Below are 21,490 nucleotides of genomic sequence, written 5' to 3'. Positions count from 1 at the left end.
ATCACTCCGGCCCAGCCGAAGAGCTGAGGGTATCTAGCTCAGTCCGGCAACCGGGGGATGAACCGGGTACGGTCGTCCGGCGCCGGCGCGGCCAGCCCGCGCTGGCCGGGAATTGGGGGCACCGGCGGGGTGCCGGGTACGCCCGACACCGACGGTGCGCCGTCGGGGTGGGTGCCGCCGTACAGCCCCGGGTTAGGGCGCTGCGCTGCCGGGCTGCCGTACAGGCCCGGCGTCGCCGGACGCCCGGGGACCGGCGGCTGACCGGGGCCGGAAAACCCGACCCCCGCGGGGTGGGTGCCACCGGCGGGGACCGACCGGTCCTCCCGGAACCGCCGGACCAGCAGAACGATCAGGACGACGCCGACCGCGACCATGGCCAGGCCGGCGTAGAGGAAGCCCGAACCACCGGACGACCGAGCCGGTGCCGCGCTGTCCGCGGCACCCCCCGGATCGGTTAACGCGTCAACGGCCGTTGACGCCGCCGCGGTGGCGGCCTCCGTCGCCGCGACGGTCGGCACGGGCGCGGCGCTGGACGTCGGAGCGCCGGCGGGGCTACCGCCGGTCACCTTGGCGGAGTCGGAATCTCGACCGATCACCTGGCCGTCCGTGCTGACGGCCTCACCGACCACGGTGAGCTGCCCGTCCACCGTGTCCGCGGCGAACGCCACCTCGTACTGCAGCTTGACGCGCTTGCCCTTACAGAGCTGCGGGTTCTCTGGTGACGTCGCGGCGGTAGCCACCCCGCCCCGGCCGGCGGACAGCTCCACCGGTTGCCACCTGCCCCCGGCATTGACCTGCGCCCGCACCTGATCCGCCCGGAGGCCGTCGAGGTAGAGGGCGAGCCCAACGCGCAGCTGCACGCAGCCCTCGGTGCGCTTGCGTACCTCGACCGCGACCTCCTCCGCCGAATCACCGGCCTTGAACCTCCCGGCCGCGCTGACCCGCACCGTGTCCTCGGCGGCCAACGCGGGCGACACACCGAGCGCCAGCAGGGTGCCAGCACCCACGCAGACCGCCGCGAGCCGTGCCGTGGACCGCCACACCGCCATGATCACCCCGCCGTTCCTCCCCGCCCTGGCTCGCCGGTCAGGCTACTACCGCGAGCCGACGACACGTGGCCCGACGGCGTCCCGCACCCCCGCACCGTCAGCCGACGCGGCGGCACGACCAGGCCGTCGCAGACCTAACCGGCGATCCCGGTGAGGACCAGGACCCGGGGTTCGGTGTAGTCGTCCATCGCGCTGCGGACCCCCTCCCGCCCGACGCCAGAGTCCTTCACCCCGCCGTACGGCATCTGATCGGCCCGGTACGACGGCACGTCCCCGACGATCACCCCACCCACCTCCAGCACCTGTGCGGCACGGAAAGCGGTATCCAGCCGGTGGGTGAAGACGCCCGCCTGCAACCCGTACGCCGAGTCATTGACCGCGGCGAACGCGGCGTCGTCGGTGCTCACCCGGGCGACCACCAGCACCGGCCCGAACACCTCCTCGACACTGACCTTGGCGTCCCTCGGCACCCCGGACAGCACCGTGGGCGGGAACGCGGCCCCGACCCGGCGCCCACCAACCTCGATGGTGGCGCCCGCCGCGACCGCCTCGTCCACCCACGCCTCGACGCGGCGGGCGGCTGACTCCGAGACCAGCGGACCCACCTCGGTCAGCTCGGACGAGGGGTCGCCCGTGCGCAGCGCCTGCACCGCCGCGACCAACCGGGGCAGGAACCCGTCGTAGAGCCACTCGTGCACGTAGACCCGCTGCACCGCGATGCAGGACTGGCCGGCCTGGTAGTTCGAAAACGTCGCGATCTGCTGCGCGGCGTGGGTCAGATCCTCCTCCGTGCTCCAGTCCTCGCAGATCACCACGGCCGCGTTGCCACCCAGCTCCAGGGTGACGTGCTTCTCCGGTACCGACCGGCGGATAGCCGCGCCGACCGGGCCGGAGCCGGTGAACGACACGACCGGCAGCCGCGGGTCGGCGACGAGGCCGGCGGCCTGTTCGTTGGGGAGCGGCAGTACCGAGAACATGCCCTCCGGCAGGTCGGTCTCGGCCAGCAGCTCACCGAGGAGCAGCGCGGACAGCGGAGTGGCCGGGGCCGGTTTGACGACGATAGGTGCGCCGACCGCGATCGCTGGCGCGACCTTGTGCGCCACCAGGTTCAACGGAAAGTTGAAGGGGGAGATCCCCAGCACGGGGCCCCGCGGTGTCCGCCGCACCAGAGCCAGCCGGCCGACGGCGGCGGGGTCGGTGTCCAGGCGCTGCAACTCCCCGGAGAAGCGCCGGGCCTCCTCGGCGGCCCACCGGAACGTCGCGAGCGCCCGCTGCACTTCGGCGCGCGCCCACTTCACCGGCTTGCCGTTCTCCGCGGTGATCAGTGCCGCCACCTCGTCGGCCCGCTCGGCGAGCCGCCGGGAGACGTGCTCCAGGGCCGCCGCGCGCCGGTAGGCGGGGAGGGTCGCGGCGGTCGGGGCCACCGCGGCTGCCGCCGCGACGGCGGCCTCAACCTGATCGCCGGTGGCGAAGGTGGTCCGCCCGACAAGACGGCCGTCGTACGGATGGCGCACGGTCAGCTCCCGCTCACCGTGGGCGGGGCGGGAGGCGACATGGAAGGCTACGGAGTCCACATCAAGCAGCCTAGACGAGGCACCGCTTGGCGATCCGGGATGAGCTGCGTCACGATGGGCGCCAGGAGGTCACCCATGGCTGACCCGTGGCTCGCCCTGGAAATCGGCGTCGATCCGGCGGAGCGGATCGCGCAGGTGGCTGCCGCCCACGCGGCCTTTCTCACCGGAGCGACGCCGCAGCGGGTACGGGAGGTGGTACGCCGGTCATGGGAACGGTCGATGCCCCTCGACCCGGAGGCCACCCCGCCCGTCGACCTCGTTGGCGACCTGCTGGAGAGCTACCGCGCCGCGCACCCGCTGGCCCCGGTGCTGCCGATCTTCCGGGACCTGCTCGGTGGGATCGCCCAGGACGGCGCGCACCTGATGGCGGTCTGCGACACCCACGGCCGGCTGCTCTGGGTCGAGGGACACGCGGGCGTACTGCGCCGGGCCGAACAGATGAACTTCGTGCCCGGGGCCCGCTGGGACGAGACGCACGCGGGCACCAACGCGCCGGGCACCGCTCTCGCCATGGACCACAGCGTGCAGATCTTCGCCACCGAACACTTCAGCCGCCGCGTCCAGCGCTGGACCTGCGCCGCCGCGCCGATCCATGATCCGGCCACCGGTCGGATTCTCGGGGCGGTCGACATCACCGGCGGCGATCACCTCGCCACTCCGCAGAGCCTGGCCCTGGTCCGGGCCACGGCCCGGGCCGCCGAGGCGTTCCTGGCCGGGATGACACCGGTCGAGCCGGACGTCGTGCAGGTGGCCGCGCTCGGCCGGGACGAGGCCCAGCTACGGGTGGGCGGCCGCCGGATTCGGCTGGGCCGGCGGCACAGCGAACTACTGGTGTTGCTGGTGGACCACCCGGAGGGACGCACCGGGGAGCAGCTCGCCCTCGACCTGTACGGCGAGCACCGGCTGCACCCTGTCACGCTCCGGGCCGAGCTGTCTCGGCTGCGCCGCGTACTCGGCCCGGAGTTGCTCGACTCCCGCCCGTACCGACTGCGCTGCCGGGTACGCGCCGACTTCCGTACTGTCACCGACCGGCTGGAACGGGGCGATCCGGCGGGAGGGATCGACGCGTACTCCGGGAGCCTGTTGCCCGGCTCGGAGGCGCCGGGAGTGGCCCGGCTGCGCCGGCTGGTTGACGGACAACTCCGTGCGGCCGTGCTGGCGTCCGCGGACCCGGCGCTGCTCGTCTCCTGGACCGCGACCCCCGCCGGCACCGACGACCTGACCGCTTGGGAGCTCCTGGCGCGGGTACTGCCGCCGGGCGCCCCACGCCGGCCGCTCGCCCTGGCGCGGGCCCGGCAGCTCGCCCGGGAGTACGGCGTCCGCCGTGCAACGTCCCTGCAACGTCGAGAAAAATAGGGTCGACGCCGTCCACTCCTCGCTGACGGCGGAGGTACCCATGACGCGCTATGACGCGCCCACCCACTGGCAGTCCCGCTACGACCACTTCATCGGTGGCGAGTACGTCAAGCCGCACGGGGGGCGGTACTTCGAGAACCCGACCCCGGTGACCGGGCAGCCCTTCTGTGAGGTGGCCCGGGGTACCGCGGAGGACGTGGAGCGGGCCATCGACGCCGCGCACGGCGCCGCCGGGGCCTGGGGACGCACTCCGGCCGCCGACCGCGCCCTGGTCCTCAATCGGGTCGCCGACCGGATGCAGGAGCACCTGCAGGCCCTGGCGATCGCGGAGACCTGGGAGAACGGCAAACCGATCCGCGAGACACTCGCCGCCGACATTCCGCTCGCGATCGACCACTTCCGCTATTTCGCCGGCGTGATCCGGGCTCAGGAGGGCTCCCTCGCCGAGATCGACGATGACACCGTCGCGTACCACTTCCATGAGCCGCTCGGTGTGGTCGGGCAGATCATCCCGTGGAACTTCCCGCTGCTCATGGCGACCTGGAAGCTCGCCCCGGCGCTCGCCGCCGGCAACGCGGTGGTGCTCAAGCCCGCCGAGCAGACGCCCGCGTCGATCCACTACCTGCTGTCCCTGGTGGCCGACCTGCTGCCACCGGGGGTGGTCAACGTCGTCAATGGGTTCGGGGTCGAGGCGGGTCGGCCGCTGGCGTCCTCGCCCCGGGTGGCCAAGGTGGCGTTCACCGGCGAGACCACGACCGGGCGGCTGATCATGCAGTACGCCAGCGAGAACATCAAGCCGGTCACCCTGGAGCTGGGTGGTAAGAGCCCGAACATTTTCTTCGACGATGTCAGCGCTGCGCCGGACGACTTCCGCGACAAGGCGCTCGAGGGGTTCACCATGTTCGCCCTGAATCAGGGCGAGGTCTGCACCTGCCCCTCGCGGGCGCTGATCCAGCAGGGCCACTACGCCGACTTCCTGGCGGCGGCCGTCGCGCGGACCCGGGAGATCAGGCCGGGGCATCCGTTGGACAGCGCGACCATGGTCGGCGCGCAGGCGTCCAACGACCAACTCGAGAAAATTCTCTCCTATCTGGACATCGGCCGGCAGGAAGGCGCCCGGGTGTTGACCGGTGGCGCACGGGCGCAGCTGGACGGTGAGCTCTCCGGCGGGTACTACGTCGAGCCAACGATCTTCGAGGGCAGCAACTCGATGCGAATCTTCCAGGAGGAGATCTTCGGCCCGGTGGTTTCGGTGACCTCCTTCGCCGACCTCGACGATGCGGTGAAGATCGCCAACGACACCTTGTACGGACTCGGTGCCGGCGTCTGGACCCGGGACATTAATACGGCGTACCGGGCAGGACGGGCTATCCAGGCAGGGCGGGTCTGGACGAACTGCTACCACGCTTACCCCGCACACGCCGCATTCGGCGGGTACAAGCAGTCCGGAATCGGCCGAGAAAACCACAAAATGATGCTGGACCATTACCAGCAGACCAAGAACCTGTTGGTCAGTTACGCCCCGAAGAAGCTGGGCTTCTTCTGATGAGTGACCTGGTAGCCGTGACCCCCGCAGCGGCCGAGCTGATCCGGTCGCTGCGGGAGCAGCACGGGCCATTGATGTTCCACCAGTCCGGTGGCTGCTGCGACGGCAGCGCACCGATGTGCTATCCCGCCGGGGAGTTCCGCACCGGCTCGTCGGACATTCAGCTGGCCGCGCTGACGGTGGACGGCGTGCCAGAGCCAGTCGAATTCTGGATCTCGCGCGCCCAGTGGGACCTCTGGCAGCACACGAAACTCACGATCGACGTGGTTCCCGGCCGGGGCAGCGGATTCTCCCTGGAGGCCCCGGAGGGCCTGCGTTTCCTCCTTCGCTCCACCCTCGCCCGCCCCGATCACGCATAAGGCGGTGGCCCGGCTCGGGACCAGGGCCCAGGACCTGCTTGGGACCCGGGCCCAGGACCTGCTTGGGATCACAGCTCGGAGCCCTGAGGCACCGCATCGAGCACCCACGGACCACGTTGTCGGCTCCGCCTGAGGCACTGGAGCCGGCGTTGACACAGGGTGGGGAACGGCTGGCCGAGAGACCGGGTCAACAACGACAGGCAGGGTTACACCACCGCTGTCGAGCTGCCCCACCTACACGACCAGTGAGACACCACAGGAGACTGATCGCGGTACCAGCCGCGCCCGACGGTCGGGTCCCTCGGCTCTGGGACGGGCGGCATCGGGCGCGGGCACAACCCCACTCACCCACCAGACCACCACGCCCGGCCACGCGCCCCCACCGCACCGTCCTCCTGCGCGGTCTCGCCACCCAGGAGGCCTGGTCCCGGCTGCAGCCGCACCGCGCTACGAGGGTGAGAGCAGCGGTCAGTGGCTGGGGGGAATCACGCGGAGGTGACCGCGCCGCCCCGTGGACGACGTCGGGGTCGCCGGATCGTGGCTGCTGTCATCCGGCGGCCGAGGAGCGACCGGACGCGCCGCCTCACGGACTGCCTCGGCGAGGGCGACCAGGTCGTCCGTCGTCGGCGGTGGGGGCTCGAACTCCCCCTCGTGCCGGACGACGTCCCAGCCCCGTGGCGCGGTCAGGCTGCGCGCGTGCGGCTCACAGAGGTCGTAGGTGTGCGGCTCGGCGAAAGCGGCCAGCGGGCCGACCACAGCGGTGGACTCGTTGTAGACATAGGTCAACGTGGCGACTGCTTGCCGGGGGCAGCCGTTTCGGGTGCAGCGCCGTGGTGACCTCACCGCGGCAGGGTATCTCCAATACCGGCTTCGACGCACCGGTTCGCGACCCGACACGCCCGTCTTGGTGATCACATTTCGTCCGTTCGGATTCGGCGCGCCAGCGCGCCACCGCTACCGAGAGCCAGCACGGATCGGGTACTACGCTGGGCCCATGGGAAGCCCGGAACACCGCCGCCCCGGCACCGGCCGCCGCAGCCGGCGCGACCGGCATGGGCGCGGCCTGCGCGGCCGCCTGGTGCCCGCGACGGTGCCGCTGGCGCGGACCAAGGCCGAGGTCTTCGACGAACTGGTGCTAGACACGGTGGAGACGCTCGAGCGGCGTTTCGCCAAGGAACTGGCCGGCGTCGAGTTCGCGGTGGAGGATGTGCCGCCGGAGCTGAACGTCTACGACACCGACGTCCTCGAGGACGGCGCGGTGCCCCTCGCCCGCCTGCTACCGGGGCGCCCGGGCCGTCAGGAGATGCCGCCGCGGATCGTCCTCTACCGCCGGCCGCTCGAGTTTCGGGCGATGGACCGAGAGGACCTGGCGGACCTCGTCCATGATGTCATCATCGAACAGGTGGCAAACCTGCTCGGGGCCGACCCGGACGAGTTGGCCTGAGCCCGGCCCCGGCCTACCGAAGCCGGCCCCGGGGTTTCGATCCGGGGCAGCCCCCACCACCCCGGATCCCACCTGGTGTCAGGCCGCACGCCGCTTGAGCCGGCGACGCTCCCGCTCAGAGAGACCACCCCAGATGCCGAACCGCTCGTCGTGACCGAGCGCGTATTCGAGGCACTCGGTCTTGACCTCGCAGCGGGTGCAGATCCGCTTCGCCTCACGGGTTGAGCCGCCCTTCTCGGGGAAGAACGCCTCCGGGTCGGTCTGCGAGCAGAGCGCCCGCTCCTGCCACTCCGGGGCGTTTCCGAGCAGGTCGGCCGCCTCGAGCTGGCCGTCCATTCAATGCCTCCTTGTCGCGCACCGGCGTCGTCGCCGCTGCAACCCCCCACGCGAAAGGCGTGCTGTCCGTCCGGTACCGATTAGTAACATTTCGCGAACAACCCCAAGTCAAATTACACGTGTGTCCTACGTGCGCCGTCAAGCCAAACTTGATATTGGGAATGCCCTCCAAGCATCGCCCGGTCCGACCCCTCCGGCCTCCCGAGCCTCGCAACCTGCCCTACCGATTCAGACCCCCGCCGGGTAACGCCCGCCCCGGCGAGTTGCCGGAGTTTTTCTCCGTGGCGCGGCACCGGAACCCATCGAGCCAGCACGTCGAACCAGCACATTGATCTTGGTTGGCCCAGGCTATCCCGCCGCCGCAACACCCACCGCCGGGGTGCCCGGGGAGCACCAGAACCTGTCCAGGGAGTGAACTTCTGGCCGGACCGAGATTCGGCCTCGAATAACGACAGTCCATGGGATCGCCGACCCGAAAAGGGAATTCGAGAATTGGTACACCATGGACAGCAACCACTGGCACCTGCCGGGGGAGTCCCAGCACGTGGCACCGCGACCGAGGTGACCGGTGGGATGACGGGACCGACGGGAATCGAGCAGTCCGCCGCCGGCGGACTGGTCCACGGCGGCGGGGAATCGCACGCTACCCGGCTCGGTGGCCGTACCCGGTTGTTCGCTTGCGTGCTGGCCGCCCGGCCGCCGCCGCGATCGCGATCAGTTGCTCCTCGGTCCGGGCCGAACCGTTGCCCGAGCCCGCCATCCGGGAGATCGTCTCCTCCATCAGGGTGCCGCCCAGGTCGTTGCAGCCACCACGGAGCAGTTCAGCGCTGCCCTCGTCGCCCAACTTCACCCACGAGCACTGGATGTTGTGGATCCGACCGTGCAGCAGCAGCCGGGCCATCGCGTGCACCACCCGGTTCTCCCGCCAGGTCGGCCCCGGACGAGCGATACCGGCCAGGTAGATCGGGGCGTTGGTGTGCACGAACGGCAGCGCAACAAACTCGGTGAAACCACCCGTCCGGTCCTGCGTGTCGGCCAACACGCGGAAGTGGGTAAGCCACTGCGCGGGATGGTCAACATGCCCGTACATCATCGTGGAGCTGGACCGGATCCCCAGCTCGTGCGCGGTGGTGACCACCTCCACCCAGGCGGCCGTCGGCAGCTTGCCCTTGGTGAGAACCCAGCGCACCTCGTCATCAAGAATCTCGGCGGCGGTGCCGGGGATGGTGTCCAGTCCGGCCTCCCGCAGCTCGGTCAGCCACTCCCGGATGGACACGCCCGCCTTACCCGCCGCGGTGACGACCTCCATCGGGGAGAACGCGTGCACATGTAACCCCGGCACCCGGGTCTTGATCGCCCGCACCAGGTCGGCGTAGGCCGTCACCGGCAGCCTCGGGTCGATGCCCCCCTGGAGGCAGACCTCGCTGGCCCCGGCCCGCCACGCCTGCTCGGCCCGGTCGGCAATCTGGTCAACCGAGAGCCGGTACGCGTCGGCGTCCCGCTCGCGCTGCGCGAAGGCGCAGAAGCGACAGCCCACATAGCAGATATTGGTGAAGTTGATGTTGCGGTTGACCACGTAGGTGACGTCGTCGCCGACCGCGTCGCGGCGTACCTCGTCGGCGATCCGGCACAGCTCGTCCAACGCCGCACCATCCGCCGCGAAGAGCGCCAGCGCCGCCGCGGTCTGCCCGGGTTCCAGCAGCGACGCCGGATCGTCGGCGGCGAGGCCCAGACCGGCCCGCAGGTCGTGGTCGCCGACTCCGGCGGTCGCTCCGGCGCCCACCCGATCGGCCACCATCGACCAATCGCCATAGACCTGGTCGAAGTCGCCCCGCCGATCAGTGGTACGGCCGGTGGTGTCGATGGTGGTGTGCAGGTCGATCCGCCCGCCGTAGGCCTCGTCCGGCTCCTGCCACGGCCGCCCCGTCAGACGGGCGGTGGGCACCGCCAGCCCGGTCGCCGGGTCCGCGAGGGCCGCAACGTGCGGCAGCAGGCGCGGGTCGAGCCACGGGTCACCGGCGCGAACGTACTCCGGGTAGATCGTCAACCGCTCCCGCAGCGCGAACCCGGCCTGCTCGGTGCGGCGGGACAGCTCGTCGAGCTGCGGCCAGGGCCGCTCCGGGTTGACGTGGTCCGGGGTCAACGGCGAAACGCCGCCCCAGTCGTCGATGCCGGCGCGCAGCAGCAGGTCGTACTCGCCCGCGATGAGGTTCGGTGGCGCCTGGAGGCGAGCCTGGGGACCGAGCAGTACCCGGGCCACCGCCACGGTGGCGGCGAGATCGTGCAGCTCCGCATCGGGCATCCCGCGCATCGCCGTGTCCGGCTTGGCCCGAAAGTTCTGCACGATCACCTCCTGGAGGTGGCCGTACTCCCGATGTGACCGGCGGATCGCGAAGAGCGCCTCGACCCGCTCGGCCGGGGTCTCCCCGATCCCGATGAGGACACCGGTGGTGAAGGGCACGTTCACCCGGCCCGCGTCCTCGAGCACCCGCAGCCGAACGGCCGGCTCCTTGTCCGGCGAGCCGTAGTGCGGGCCTTTCGGGGATGACCACAGCCGGGTCGCGGTGGTCTCCAACATCATGCCCATGCTCGGCGCGACCGGCTTCAGCCGCTGCAGTTCGGACCAGCTGAGCACCCCGGGGTTGAGGTGTGGCAGCAGACCCGTCTCCTCCAGCACGGCCACCGCGCAGGAGCGCAGATAGTCAAGGGTCGAGTCGTAGCCACGCTCGTCCAACCACTGGCGCGCCGCCGGCCAGCGCTCCTCCGGCCGGTCGCCAAGGGTGAACAGTGCCTCCTTGCAGCCGAGCTCCGCGCCCTGCCGGGCGATCGACAGCACCTCGTCGCGGTCGAGGAACGCCGCCGGCAGCCGGTGCGGCACCGTGGCGAAGGTGCAGTAGTGACACCGATCCCGGCAGAGTCGGGTAAGTGGGATGAAAACCTTCTTCGAGTACGTCACCACCCCCGGCCGCCCGGCCGCGCGCAGCCCCGCGTCCCGGATTGCCCCGGCGACCCCGAACAACTCGTCCAACGCGGCACCGCGCGCGCTCAGCAGCGCCGTCGCCTCGTCGGTGTCCAGCGCCCGCCCGGACGCCGCTCGACGCAACGCCCGCCGCACACTCGCCTCGGTCGGGACCGGCTCCGTGCGATCAACCATCCGCTCAGCGTAGGCGCTCCACCCGACTCCTCGCTCTGCCGGTTTGATCACTCCGTGGGCCGGGCCACCGCGCGGGCCGCAACCGACACGGTCAGTCGGGGCTGTCGGACGGATTGATACGCCGGGTGCGGTCCTCGTCGGCGGAGGGCGCCGGAGGCTCAACCGGCTGGCGGGGAATGGCCTGGGTCGGTTCCACCGACGGTGGCTGCCCGAACGGCGGGCCCGGCGGGGACGCCCCGCCGGGCGGCGCGGTGGACTGGCCGTAGACGGCACCAGACTGGGGCGGAGCGGGCCAGCTCGCGCCCGGGCCGGGGGCGGGCCAACCGCCGGTCCCGGGACCGGGCCAACCCGCGCTCTGCCCCGGCCAGCCTGCACCCTGGCCGGGGCCGGGCCAACCGGGCTGAGCTCCCGGCTGCCCACCGGGGGGCGGAGCCGGCCAGCCCGGCTGGGGAGCGCCGTAAACCCCGGGCTGGGGCTTGGGCTTGGGCACGTAGTAGAGCCGGCGCCAGATCTGATACACCGGGAACCCGGCCAGCAGCAGCAGCCCCAGCCCGGCCAGCTGGCTCAAGAACCCCAGGAAGGCGATGAGCAGCTCCGCCGAGACCAGCCGGTCAACGAACCAGATCAGGAACGTCAGGGCGCCGAAGAAGGCGCTGAAGGCGTACTGACCCAACGCCACCTGGGTGATCAGCTTCGCCCGGGGAAGCACCGGGTGCAGGTGCGTGGCGAGCAGGACCGCCAGTAACGGCAGGACGACCGCCTCGATGCCGGTAAATGCGGCAGCCGCACTGCCGGCACGCCCGGCGGCAGCGGTAGCCGAGGTCATGAGCCGGAGCAGGCCGACAAAGAGGAGGAGGGCATTCGCACCAAGGAGCACGAACGCCGCTGGTTCACGCAACGGCCGGGTCAGTTGACGGGCCGGCGTTGGTTCGGTGGGCGCCGGTTCGACAGGGCTGGTCACGGTATCCCCCTTCGAACGGATTCGGACAACTGCCGACGTGAGCCTAGTCTCCCGGGTGGCCCGGATCCCGGAGGCGGCGGGTAGGCGAGGATGGACGACATGCGCATCGTGGTTCTGACCGGAGGAATCGGCGGCGCCCGGTTCCTGCTCGGGGTGCGGGCTTACGCCCGGGCGATCGGCGCCGAGGTGACCGCCGTGGTCAACGTGGGCGACGACCTGTATCTACACGGCCTGAAGGTCTGCCCGGATCTGGACAGCGTCATGTACACGCTGGGCGGCGGCGCCGACCCAGAGCGTGGCTGGGGACGGGTCGCGGAGAGTTGGACGGTGCGGGAGGAGCTGGCCGCCTACGGGGCGGAGCCAACCTGGTTTGGGCTGGGCGACCGGGATCTCGCCACCCACCTGGTCCGCACCACCAGGATTACTGCCGGCTACCCCCTGCACCAGGTCACCGCCGCGCTGGCCACCCGCTGGGAGCCCGGCGTACGCCTGCTGCCGGCGACCGACGACCGCCTGGAGACCCACGCGGTGGTGGACCTCGACGGCGGCCAGCGGGCGATCCACTTCCAGGAGTGGTGGGTACGGCACCGGGCCGAGCCTCCCACCCACCGGTTCGTCTTCGTCGGCGCGGAGGACGCGAAGCCGGCGCCGGGAGTGACCGAGGCGATCGCCGCGGCGGACCTGCTGCTGATCGCACCGAGCAACCCGGTGGTGAGCATCGCCCCGATTCTGGCCGTTCCCGGGGTGCGGGACGCGGTCGTGGCGGGTCCCGCACCGGTGATCGGAGTGTCCCCGATCATCGGCGCCGCCCCGGTCCGCGGGATGGCCGACCGGTGCCTGGCCGTGCTCGGCATCGAGTGCAGCGCCGCCGGGGTAGGTGGCCTCTATGGTGGACGGGCCAGCGGCGGCCTGCTCGACGGCTGGCTGGTGGCCGAGGAGGATGCGGCGACGGTGGTGCCGGGGGTGACGGTCCACGCGGCGCCGTTGCGGATGACAGACGAAGCGGCGACCACGGCGATGGTCCAGGCCGCGGTGGGGTTGATGTGAACCTGGAGATCATGCCGGTGCGCGGCATCGGCCACGTGTCCGAAGGCGACGACCTGGCCGCCATGATCGTCAGTGCGGCGCCGTGGCTACGCGACGGCGACATCCTGGTGGTGACGAGCAAGGTCGTCTCGAAGGCGGAGGGACGACTGGTAGATGTTCCGGCCGATGGGCCGGAGCGGCTCGAGGCTCGGGCCGAGGTCTTGGCTACGGAGACCGCGCGGGTGGTCGCCGCCCGCGGCGCGACCCGGATCGTCCAAACCCACCACGGCTTTGTGATGGCCGCCGCGGGTATCGACGCCTCCAACGTCGACAAGACCCGCCTGGTGCTGCTCCCGGTTGACCCGGACGCCTCCGCCCGGGCGCTGCGCGCCGCGCTACGACAGCGGTACGGCCTCGATGTGCCGGTCATTATCAGCGACACCATGGGACGGCCATGGCGCAACGGGCTCACCGACGTCGCGCTCGGCGTCGCCGGCCTCGATGCCGTCCACGACCACCGGGGTGAGGTCGACCCGTACGGCAACGAGCTGGAACTCACCCAGATGGCGGTGGTTGACGAACTGGCCGGCGCCGGCGAACTGGTCAAGGGCAAGTGTGACCAGGTACCGGTCGCGGTGGTACGCGGCTACCCGACCACCCCGCGGGCCGATGACGGACTCGGGGCCAGGGCCCTGATCCGGGACTCGTCGTTGGACCTGTTCTCGCTCGGCACCGCCGAGGCGCGGGCCGCCGGGCTGGCCGAGGCCGCCGCCCTGCCGAACGGAACCGGCGCGACGCCACCCGATCCGGCCGCGATCGGCCGGGCGATCGCCGTCGTCCGTGCGACGGTAGCCCCCGGCACGATCTTCACCCACGTCACCGACCCGGCGACCTACGACCAGCTGGCCGGAACGGTACCGGGCTGGCCGACCACGGCGAACACCCTGCTACTCGTCGCCCCGCCGACTCCGGTGGACCCGTTCGGGCTGGTCCGGTTCGGCGCGGACATACACCGCCTGCGCGCCGCCCTGGCCGCCGAGGGCCTGCCGTCGACCCTGCTGCCGCCCCCGCCCGGCACCTCCGCCACCGCGGCCCTGGCGCTCTAGGGTCGGTGGTACCGGGCCACGGGCAGCCGCCCCGCGGCCCAGCCGGGTCAGCCCACCCAGAGCGCGATGCGGTGGTCCTCGTCGGTGACGTAGAACCGGCTCCCGTCGAGCTCGGCCAGCCCTTCGACGTGGTGAAACGGCGCGAGGTCGGCGACCAACTCGCCAGGGACCCGGTGCCCCTGGCCCGGGAGTCGAAAGCGGACGTGCCGGGAGGTCACCTCCCCACCTGCCGGGTGGTCGGCCAGCAGCACCGAGCCCTTCCCGAGCGCGTCGATCGAACCGATCACCGCCGCGTAGCCGCCGTCCGCGGCGGGTGCCATCGCCCGGAAGCCGGCCAGCGCGCCGGGTGGGGTCACGCCGGTCAGCACGTACGCGCCCACCGCCGCCGGCCAGATCGGACTGGGCGCGAACATCCGGGGCACCCCGGCCAGCTCGACCAGAATCGGGTCCCCCTCGGCGGTGACCGGGAACCGCAGCCCGAGCAGCGCCGTGCCGGCCGGGGTGAAGGCGACCGCCTCCACGTTCATCGGCAGATCGTCGGCGGCCAGCCGCTCGACCCAACCCTTGGACCGGGCGGTCCCCCGCGCCACGGTGGCGCCGATGAACCGGGAGCGGACCTGCTCCCCCGGCGGCAGCGGCGTGAACGGGGCCTTGAGGAGGGCGTCGTTCACCGCCCGGTGGAGCCGGAACCGGTTGCGTACCACCTGTACCGGCAGCGTGCCAGAGGCCGCGTCCTGCTCACGGAACCGGGCCACGAACGCCCGCCGCGGACGCAGCGGGCCGGCCTTCGACCCGAAGACATACACCCACCCGTCGTGGTGGGCCAACGCCTCGCCGTCCTCGGTACGGCCGTTCTCGGCTCCGGCGTCGCCGGTCACGTGCTGAGCCGTCCAGGTGCCGTCGTCCCGCTCCAGGAGCAGCGCGAGGCACTGCTCGACCGGGCCCTCGTCCAGCACCGTCCAGAAGCCACGCCGGGCACCGTGGGCGCGCAGCAGCACCGGCGAGCGCACCGGGAGCAGGTCACTGGCCTCGTTGTCGCCGACCACGAATTCCAGGAGTCGCAGAGTCACCAGCCAAGCGTACGAACACCGCACACGTAGGGTTGCGGGCGCATCCGAACGCCGAGGAGGGCCCTTGTCAACGCCCGAGCCGCACGTCGACTCGCCACCCAATCCCGCCCTGCACACCGACGCTCTCACCGTGCTGCGCGGCTGGACGCCCACCTCGGTGGCCGCCGCCGAGGCCCGGGACCGCACGCTGGACCTGCTCGCCGCCGGACCGGAGGCGATGAGCCGGACGCACCGGGCCGGCCACGTCACCGCCAGCGCGCTGGTGCTCGACGCCACCGGTTCCCGGGTGCTGCTCTGCCTGCACGGCAAGTTCCGCAAGTGGGTGCAGCTCGGCGGGCACTGTGAGCCCGCCGACTCGACGCTGGCCGCGGCGGCGCTGCGGGAGGCGACCGAGGAGTCCGGCATGACCGGCCTGCGGATCGATCCGGTGCCGATCGACGTGGACATTCACGCGGTCAGCTGCCAGGGTGGCTCGTTTCACCACGACGTACGCTTCGCCGTCCTCGCTCCGCCCGGCGCACGCCCACAGGTCAGCGAGGAGTCAGAGGAGCTGGGCTGGTTCCCACCGGAGCAGCTGCCGACGCCGTTGGCCGGCGGCACCGCCCAGCTGGTCACGCCGGCGCTGGCGGCACTCAGACGAGCCCCGCTTCACCCCGCTCCTTGAGCTCGTCAACGAGCTGCTTCACGTCCTGGGCACGGGCGCGCGGGCAGACCAGCAACGCGTCCGGGGTGTCGACCACGATCAGGTCATGCACTCCGACCGTCGCGACGAGCCGGCCCGAGTGCGGGACAACCACCAGGTTCGTGCTGTCCCGCAACAGGACACCGGGCTTCGCCTCCGCGCCCAGGACCATGTTGCCGGCCGAGTCCGCCGGCAGAACCTCGCCGAGGGTATGAAAGTCGCCGACGTCGTTCCAGCCGAAGTCGCCGGGGACCGTCGCCACTCGGCCCGCGGTCGCCGCCCCCTCCATCACCGCGTAGTCGACCGAGATCTTCGGCAGCGTCGGCCACACCGTGCCGAGCACCTCGTCCTGTTCCTCGGTGCCCCAGGCGGCGGCGATCTCGAGTACGCCCGCGTGTAGCGCCGGTTGCTGTCGGGCCAACTCGGCGAGGAAGACATCCACCCGCCACACGAACATGCTGGCGTTCCAGAGGTGCCGCCCGGACCGAAGGTACGCCTCCGCCACATCGGCGTCCGGCTTCTCCTTGAACTCGACCACCGGCCGCGGCGACCCGTCCCCGGTCGGCTCGCCGGTTTCCAGGTAGCCGTAGCCGGTCTCCGCCCACGCCGGGGTGATCCCCACCGTCATCAACAGCCCCTGCTCGGCGCCCCGGGCTGCCTGGCGCACCGTATCCCGCCACGCGGCCGGGTCACCGATCAGGTGGTCCGCCGCGAACGAACCCATCACCGCGGTCGGCTCCTGGCGGGCGATCACCGCGGCAGCCAGTGCTATCGCCGCGCACGAGTCCCGCGGGGATGGCTCGACCAGGATGTTCTGCTCCGGCAACCGAGCCAGTTGGCGGGCCACCGCGGTGGCGTGTGCCGTGCCCGTGACCACAAAGGTGTGTTCCGGTGTTGCCAGCGGACCGAGCCGCTCCACGGTCGCCTGTAGCAGCGACGCGGTGGAGCCGGTGAGCTGGTGAAGAAACTTTGGATGCCCGGCGCGGGACAACGGCCACAACCTGGTGCCGCTGCCACCCGCCGGGATGACGGCGTAGATCACCCGCACATTCTGCCTGAATCGATCGACTGAGGCCGCAGGGTTAGCCGAACAGGCGCCGCGTTCACGACCGGGCCCTCGACCAGGCGGCGAGGTGCACCTCGGCGCTGGACTGCCAGGTGAACTCCTTGGCCCGGTCGAAACCGGCCTGGGCCAGCGCCAGCCGGCGGTGCTCGTCGTCGAGCAACGCGACCAGGTCGGCGGCGATCTGATCCGACGCCTCGCTGGTGTACGCGACCGCCTCGCCGCCCACCTCGGGCAGGGAGAGCCGGGGCGTGGTCAGCACCGGGGCGGCGCAGGCCATCGCCTCCAGGATCGGCAGGCCGAACCCCTCGCCGTACGACGGGTAGGCGGCGACCAGGGCCCCACCGAGGAAGCCCGGCAGGTCGGCGTAGCGCAGGTAGCCGGGGCGGAGCAGACGCAGGTGCGACGGCACCTCGGCGACCGCGCGATCGATCTCGTCGTCGTGCCCCTGCCCCCCGGCGATCACCAGGGCCGGCGGTTGGTGCCGGTCCGCCACGGCCCGCGCCCAGCCCCGAATGAGGTTCGGAACGTTCTTGCGGGGCTCCTTGGCACCGAGGAACGCGATGTAGCTCTGGCTGCCAAGCCCCAGCCGGGCCCGGACCCGGGCCTTCTCCTCGGCGCTCGGGGCATGGAAGGCGGCGTGATCAACCCCGTGGTAGGCGACATCGATCCGGGTCGGGTCGGCGTCCAGCAGTCGGATCAGCTCGTCCCGGGTGGCTTTGCTGGGCACGATCAACCGGTCGGCGCGGCGCAGCGACGTCCGGATGGCGCTGCGGAAAAAGGTGCGACGTGACTTGTCGTAGTGCTCCGGCTCGGTGAAGAAGGTGGCGTCGTGCACGGTCACGGTGACCGGACAGCCCGCCCGCAGCGGACAGGTGTAGAAGGGCGAATGCAGCACCTGGGCGCCGACCTGCTGGACGAGCAGCGGCAGGCCGGTCTGCTCCCAGGCGAGCCGCGCGGGTCGGTGCGCCACCGCGGCCGGGGCGGGAATGATCTCGGCACCGGGCAACATCCGGGTATAGCGCTCAAGGTCCGTCCGAAGGCTCACCACGACCAGGTCAACGCCGGTGCCGCAGACCTTCCCGAGCGCGCCGAGGAGGCCGTCGACGTATCTACCGACGCCGCCACGATCGGCGGGAACACTCGTGGCGTCAATGAGCACACGGGGCGGGCTGCCGGCAGTCAAGGGGCGACTCCTTGCACTCGGGGGTGTGGGGTACGACACTTTCGCCGTAAGCCTACGCCGCACCCACGCCCGGGCGGTGACTGCGACCCGGCGCCGAGCCAAGTCGTCGTCGCCCCGGCCCCGGGCGGTGGGCGCGTATCGTTCGCGCTGATGGCCGACAACCTTGCCCGGGTCCTCGCCGACGCGATCGCACCCGATCCGACCCGACCGCTGCTCACCTGGTACGACGACGACACCGGCGAACGTACCGAACTCTCCGGCGCGACCTGCGCGAACTGGGTGGCCAAGACCGCCAACCTGCTGGTCGACGGGGTGGGACTCGCACCCGGCGATACCGCCGGCGCGCTCCTGCCCCCGCACTGGCAGACCGCCGCCGTGCTGCTCGGTTGCTGGTCGGCTGGCCTCACGGTGGCTGACCCGCCGGACGACGTGGACGTTCTCTTCGTCGCCACCGGCCGGCTGGCCGAGGCGGACCGCATCGACGCCGGGGACCGCTACCTACTCGCGCTGGACCCCTTCGCCCGGCCGCTGCGGGAGGTACCACCGGGGTACGCCGACTTCGCGTCCGAGGTACGGACGCACGGCGACCACTTCGGGGCGCCCGCACCCGGTGGGCCGATCCAGGCGGACTTGGCCGCCCGGGCGGCGGCGCGCGCCGCGGACCTCGGGCTCACCCCCGGCACGCGGGTCCTGATCGACGTTGACCGTTACCCGGACCCGATCGACTGGCTCCTGGCCCCGCTGACCGCGAACGCCTCCACGGTCCTGGTCGCACACGCCGACACCAGTCGCCTCGGCGCCCGGGCCGTCGCCGAGCGGACCACCCTCACCCTGCCCTGATCCCACGGTCGGTGCCGTCCGGGCCTTAGCCCCAGCCGGGGGCCGCCGTCACCGGGCTCGCCCGCCGGCGGTGTCGTCGTGGCTGGCTCGGCGCTGGGCCAGACCGGCGAATGCGGTCAGCGACTCCGGGTTGGCCAGCGCACCCCGGGCCGCCGCCGAGTCGACCGGGGTACCGGTCAGGATCTTCTTGACCGGTACCTCGAGTTTCTTCGCCGACAGGGTCCGCGGTACGGCTCCGACCGGATGGATCTCGTCGGGCACGTGCCGGGGCGACAGGGCGGTCCGCAGTTCCCGGCAGATCCGCGTCCGCAGCGCGTCATCCCACTCCACGCCCCCGGCGAGCACCACGAACAGGAGCAGCTCACCAGCGCCGCCCTCGGCGTCCTCCAGGTGCACGACGAGGGAGTCGACAACCTCGTCCAGCCCTTCCACGACGGAATAGAACTCGGCGGTGCCGAGGCGAACCCCACCCCGGTTCAACGTCGCGTCGGAGCGGCCGGTGATGACGCAGCCGCCCCACGAGTTGATCGTGATCCAGTCGCCGTGTCGCCAGACGCCGGGGTAGCGGTCGAAGTACGCCTCCCGGTAGCGGCTGCCGTCGGTGTCGCCCCAGAACCCGACCGGCATACTCGGCATCGGTTCAGTGATCACCAGCTCGCCCAGCGCACCGGTGACCGGGGTGCCGTCGCCGGAGCGCGCCTCCACCTTCGCCCCGAGCGCCCGGCAGGCGATCTCGCCCGCCCGCACCGGCAGCAGCGGCGTCCCGCCGACGAAGCCGGTGCAGACATCGGTTCCGCCGGAGAGCGACTGGAGCTGGAGGGCGGCACCGACGTTCCGGTAGACCCAGTGAAAGCCCTCGGGGGGCAGGGGCGCGCCGGTGGAGCCGACCGCACGCAGGGCGGACAGGTCGGCGAACTCGGTGGGAACCAGCCCGGCTTTGCGGCAGGCCAGCAGGAACGGCGCCGAGGTACCGAGGTAGGTGGTGCCGGTGCGCTCCGCCAGCCGCCACAGCGTGCCCAGGTCGGGATAGCCCGGGTCGCCGTCGAAGAGCACGATCGCCGCCCCCACGGCCGGCCCGGAGACGAGGAAGTTCCACATCATCCAGCCGGTCGTGGTGAACCAGAAGAACCGGTCCGCCGGGCCCAGGTCGTGGTGCAGGGCGAGCATCTTCAGATGCTCGAGCAGGATGCCGCCGTGGCCGTGCACGATCGGCTTGGGCAGGCCCGTCGTGCCGGAGGAGTAGAGCACGTAGAGCGGGTGATCGAAGGGCACCGGGGTGAAGGTGAGTGGCTCGTCGGTGGGCGCGGCGACATCGGCCCAGGCGATCGTGTCCGCCGGCGGAGGGCCGGCCGGATCGAGGTACGCGATGCCGACGGTGTGCGACAGCGACGGCAGTGCGGCGCGGATGGCGGCCACCTCGGCCCGCCGGTCAATCGGCTTCTGGCCATAGCGGTAGCCGTCAACGGCGACCAGGACCTTCGGCTCGATCTGCTGCCAGCGGTCGGTCACGCTCCGGGTGCCGAACTCCGGTGCGCAGGAGGAGAAGATCGCGCCGAGGCTGGCGGTGGCCAGCAACAGCACGTACGTCTCGGGAATGTTCGGCGCGTACGCGGCCACCCGATCGCCCGCGCCGACGCCGAGCCGGCGTAGCCCGGCGGCGACCCGACGGACCTGCTCCCGCAGCTCGGCGGCGGAGAGGGTGACCGGCGGCCGGGTCTGCCCGTGGGCGATCACCACCGGGTCGGCGTCGCCCCGGCCTGGCGTCCGTAGCACGTTCTCCGCATAGTTCAGGGTGGCGCCGGGGAACCAGCGGGCACCGGGCATGGTTCGCTCGGCGAGCGTGGCCGTGGCCGGGGTGTGCGACACGACCTCGAAGTGGTCCCAGATCGACTGCCAGAAGGCGGGCAGGTCGGTGACCGACCAGCGCCACAGTTCGTCGTAGTCGGCGAAGTCAAGCCCCCGATGTGTGCTCAGCCAACGCAGGTAGGTCCCGATCCGGGACCGCTCACGCACGTCCGCTGGCGGCGTCCACAGCACCTCACCCATCGCTCCACCCTCCCTCGGCCCGGCACAACGCTGTCCGGCCGTGGCGCCATCTTGCCCTACCCCGGGGTGCCGACGCCGCAACCCGGGCCCGGACGATCGCCGGCACGGGGACTTGGCGCCGCGCTGCGCCGCCATCGCTTTCCACCGATCGGGAAGGCGACGACTCAGCCGTGCCGGTGCGCCTGGATCGCCCGCCGGCGGGCGAGTCGGTGCGCCCGCCGGATCTCCGCCTCCCGGAAGCGCCGCTGGTCCGCGACGGTCTCCGGGGACACCGGTGGGACGGGCCGTGGGCTGCCGCCGACATCTACACCGACGAAGACGAGGTACGCCGTGGCGACCCGCACCGGCGTCCCCTCGGCCGAGTCCCACCGTTCGGCGGTTACCCGCACCCCGACCTCCATCGAGGTTTGCCCGGCCCAGTTGACCTGGGCGTAGGCGTGCACCAGGTCTCCGACCCGCACCGCCTCGGAGAAAACGATCTCGTCGATCGCCGCGGTCACCGCCGTCCCGCCACTGTGCCGGGCGGCGGCGGCCCCGGCGACATCGTCCACGAACTTCATCAACACCCCGCCGTGCACGGTGCCGTAGAGGTTCACATCGACGGCAGTCATGATTCGACTCAGCGTGACCCTGGAGTATGCGGTCGGCCGGCCCGGTGCGGTGGTGGCGGGGTACTCACTCATATCGGAGAC

The 21,490-nt window shown here is 71.7% G+C and carries 19 protein-coding genes; 8 read left to right on the top strand and 11 right to left on the bottom strand.

What is annotated here, in order from left to right; genetic code table 11:
• Positions 1-38 precede the first annotated feature (38 nt).
• Together AC1UKG_RS04655 and AC1UKG_RS04650 are read right to left on the bottom strand one after the other, a co-directional pair.
• Positions 39-1,055, bottom strand: a complete 1,017-nt coding sequence (locus AC1UKG_RS04655; protein WP_482641813.1) for a hypothetical protein — start codon at positions 1,053-1,055, stop codon at positions 39-41.
• 128 nt (positions 1,056-1,183) lie between these two features.
• Positions 1,184-2,623 (bottom strand): aldehyde dehydrogenase family protein, encoded by a 1,440-nt coding sequence (locus AC1UKG_RS04650; protein WP_018814577.1) that lies wholly within the window; start codon positions 2,621-2,623, stop codon positions 1,184-1,186.
• Between the two features lie 75 nt (positions 2,624-2,698).
• Between AC1UKG_RS04650 and AC1UKG_RS04645 the strand changes: the two genes are divergently transcribed.
• From AC1UKG_RS04645 to AC1UKG_RS04635, 3 genes are read left to right on the top strand one after another with little or no spacing between them, the layout of a single operon-like run.
• Positions 2,699-3,979: a GAF domain-containing protein gene (locus AC1UKG_RS04645; protein ID WP_018742086.1), complete on the top strand. Its 1,281-nt coding sequence runs from the start codon at positions 2,699-2,701 to the stop codon at positions 3,977-3,979.
• A 40-nt stretch (positions 3,980-4,019) separates the two neighbouring features.
• Entirely contained in the window at positions 4,020-5,525 is a 1,506-nt protein-coding gene (exaC, locus tag AC1UKG_RS04640) for an acetaldehyde dehydrogenase ExaC (protein ID WP_018729652.1), read from the top strand.
• Complete coding sequence (locus AC1UKG_RS04635) at positions 5,525-5,884, top strand: DUF779 domain-containing protein (protein ID WP_018742084.1); 360 nt, start codon at positions 5,525-5,527, stop codon at positions 5,882-5,884. Before exaC ends, AC1UKG_RS04635 begins: the two co-directional genes overlap by 1 nt.
• Positions 5,885-6,352: 468 nt before the next feature.
• Here AC1UKG_RS04635 and AC1UKG_RS04630 read toward each other — a convergent pair whose 3' ends face one another.
• Positions 6,353-6,727: a DUF3499 domain-containing protein gene (locus AC1UKG_RS04630; protein WP_033662533.1), complete on the bottom strand. Its 375-nt coding sequence runs from the start codon at positions 6,725-6,727 to the stop codon at positions 6,353-6,355.
• Positions 6,728-6,878: 151 nt separating this feature from the next.
• Here AC1UKG_RS04630 and AC1UKG_RS04625 point away from each other — a divergent pair, with 151 nt between their 5' ends.
• On the top strand, positions 6,879-7,328 hold the full coding sequence (locus AC1UKG_RS04625) for a metallopeptidase family protein (protein WP_018742082.1): 450 nt from the start codon (positions 6,879-6,881) through the stop codon (positions 7,326-7,328).
• Between the two features lie 78 nt (positions 7,329-7,406).
• On the opposite strand, the gene AC1UKG_RS04620 is transcribed toward AC1UKG_RS04625, so the two are convergent.
• The 3 genes from AC1UKG_RS04620 to AC1UKG_RS04610 form a co-directional block, all read right to left on the bottom strand.
• Positions 7,407-7,664, bottom strand: a complete 258-nt coding sequence (locus AC1UKG_RS04620; RefSeq protein WP_018729648.1) for a WhiB family transcriptional regulator — start codon at positions 7,662-7,664, stop codon at positions 7,407-7,409.
• 643 nt (positions 7,665-8,307) lie between these two features.
• Positions 8,308-10,818, bottom strand: a complete 2,511-nt coding sequence (locus tag AC1UKG_RS04615) for a bifunctional FO biosynthesis protein CofGH (RefSeq protein ID WP_482641814.1) — start codon at positions 10,816-10,818, stop codon at positions 8,308-8,310.
• 91 nt (positions 10,819-10,909) lie between these two features.
• Positions 10,910-11,779, bottom strand: a complete 870-nt coding sequence (locus AC1UKG_RS04610) for a hypothetical protein (RefSeq protein ID WP_026325075.1) — start codon at positions 11,777-11,779, stop codon at positions 10,910-10,912.
• 99 nt (positions 11,780-11,878) lie between these two features.
• Between AC1UKG_RS04610 and cofD the strand changes: the two genes are divergently transcribed.
• Positions 11,879-12,826: a 2-phospho-L-lactate transferase gene (gene cofD, locus AC1UKG_RS04605; protein WP_026325074.1), complete on the top strand. Its 948-nt coding sequence runs from the start codon at positions 11,879-11,881 to the stop codon at positions 12,824-12,826.
• Positions 12,823-13,911 carry a coenzyme F420-0:L-glutamate ligase gene (locus tag AC1UKG_RS04600; protein WP_018742079.1) on the top strand — a complete coding sequence of 363 codons (1,089 nt, stop codon included), beginning with the start codon at positions 12,823-12,825 and terminating at the stop codon, positions 13,909-13,911. The genes cofD and AC1UKG_RS04600 overlap by 4 nt, the downstream gene beginning before the upstream one ends.
• Before the next feature lie 47 nt (positions 13,912-13,958).
• Here the strand turns inward: AC1UKG_RS04600 and AC1UKG_RS04595 are convergent, their stop codons facing one another.
• Positions 13,959-14,981: a hypothetical protein gene (locus AC1UKG_RS04595; RefSeq protein WP_482641815.1), complete on the bottom strand. Its 1,023-nt coding sequence runs from the start codon at positions 14,979-14,981 to the stop codon at positions 13,959-13,961.
• Positions 14,982-15,045: 64 nt separating this feature from the next.
• On the opposite strand from AC1UKG_RS04595, the gene AC1UKG_RS04590 reads away from it, so the two are divergent.
• A complete protein-coding gene (locus tag AC1UKG_RS04590) occupies positions 15,046-15,645 on the top strand; it encodes an NUDIX domain-containing protein (protein WP_018742077.1) in 600 nt (199 codons plus the stop codon).
• Here AC1UKG_RS04590 and AC1UKG_RS04585 read toward each other — a convergent pair.
• Positions 15,614-16,711, bottom strand: coding sequence for a sugar phosphate nucleotidyltransferase (locus AC1UKG_RS04585; RefSeq protein WP_018814572.1), 1,098 nt, complete (start codon positions 16,709-16,711; stop codon positions 15,614-15,616). The genes AC1UKG_RS04590 and AC1UKG_RS04585 overlap by 32 nt on opposite strands.
• A 55-nt stretch (positions 16,712-16,766) precedes the next feature.
• On the bottom strand, positions 16,767-17,912 hold the full coding sequence (locus tag AC1UKG_RS04580) for a glycosyltransferase family 4 protein (RefSeq protein WP_026271512.1): 1,146 nt from the start codon (positions 17,910-17,912) through the stop codon (positions 16,767-16,769).
• A 150-nt stretch (positions 17,913-18,062) separates the two neighbouring features.
• Between AC1UKG_RS04580 and AC1UKG_RS04575 the strand changes: the two genes are divergently transcribed.
• On the top strand, positions 18,063-18,752 hold the full coding sequence (locus AC1UKG_RS04575) for a TIGR03089 family protein (RefSeq protein ID WP_018814571.1): 690 nt from the start codon (positions 18,063-18,065) through the stop codon (positions 18,750-18,752).
• A 48-nt stretch (positions 18,753-18,800) separates the two neighbouring features.
• Here the strand turns inward: AC1UKG_RS04575 and AC1UKG_RS04570 are convergent, their stop codons facing one another.
• Positions 18,801-20,798, bottom strand: a complete 1,998-nt coding sequence (locus tag AC1UKG_RS04570) for an acetoacetate--CoA ligase (protein WP_018742073.1) — start codon at positions 20,796-20,798, stop codon at positions 18,801-18,803.
• Between the two features lie 164 nt (positions 20,799-20,962).
• Positions 20,963-21,481, bottom strand: coding sequence for an acyl-CoA thioesterase (locus AC1UKG_RS04565; RefSeq protein WP_018742072.1), 519 nt, complete (start codon positions 21,479-21,481; stop codon positions 20,963-20,965).
• Between the last annotated feature and the right edge of the window lie 9 nt (positions 21,482-21,490).

The sequence above is a fragment of the Salinispora sp. CH2A1_6 genome, assembly GCF_056820975.1.
This window is presented reverse-complemented; position numbering and strand designations above follow the sequence as displayed.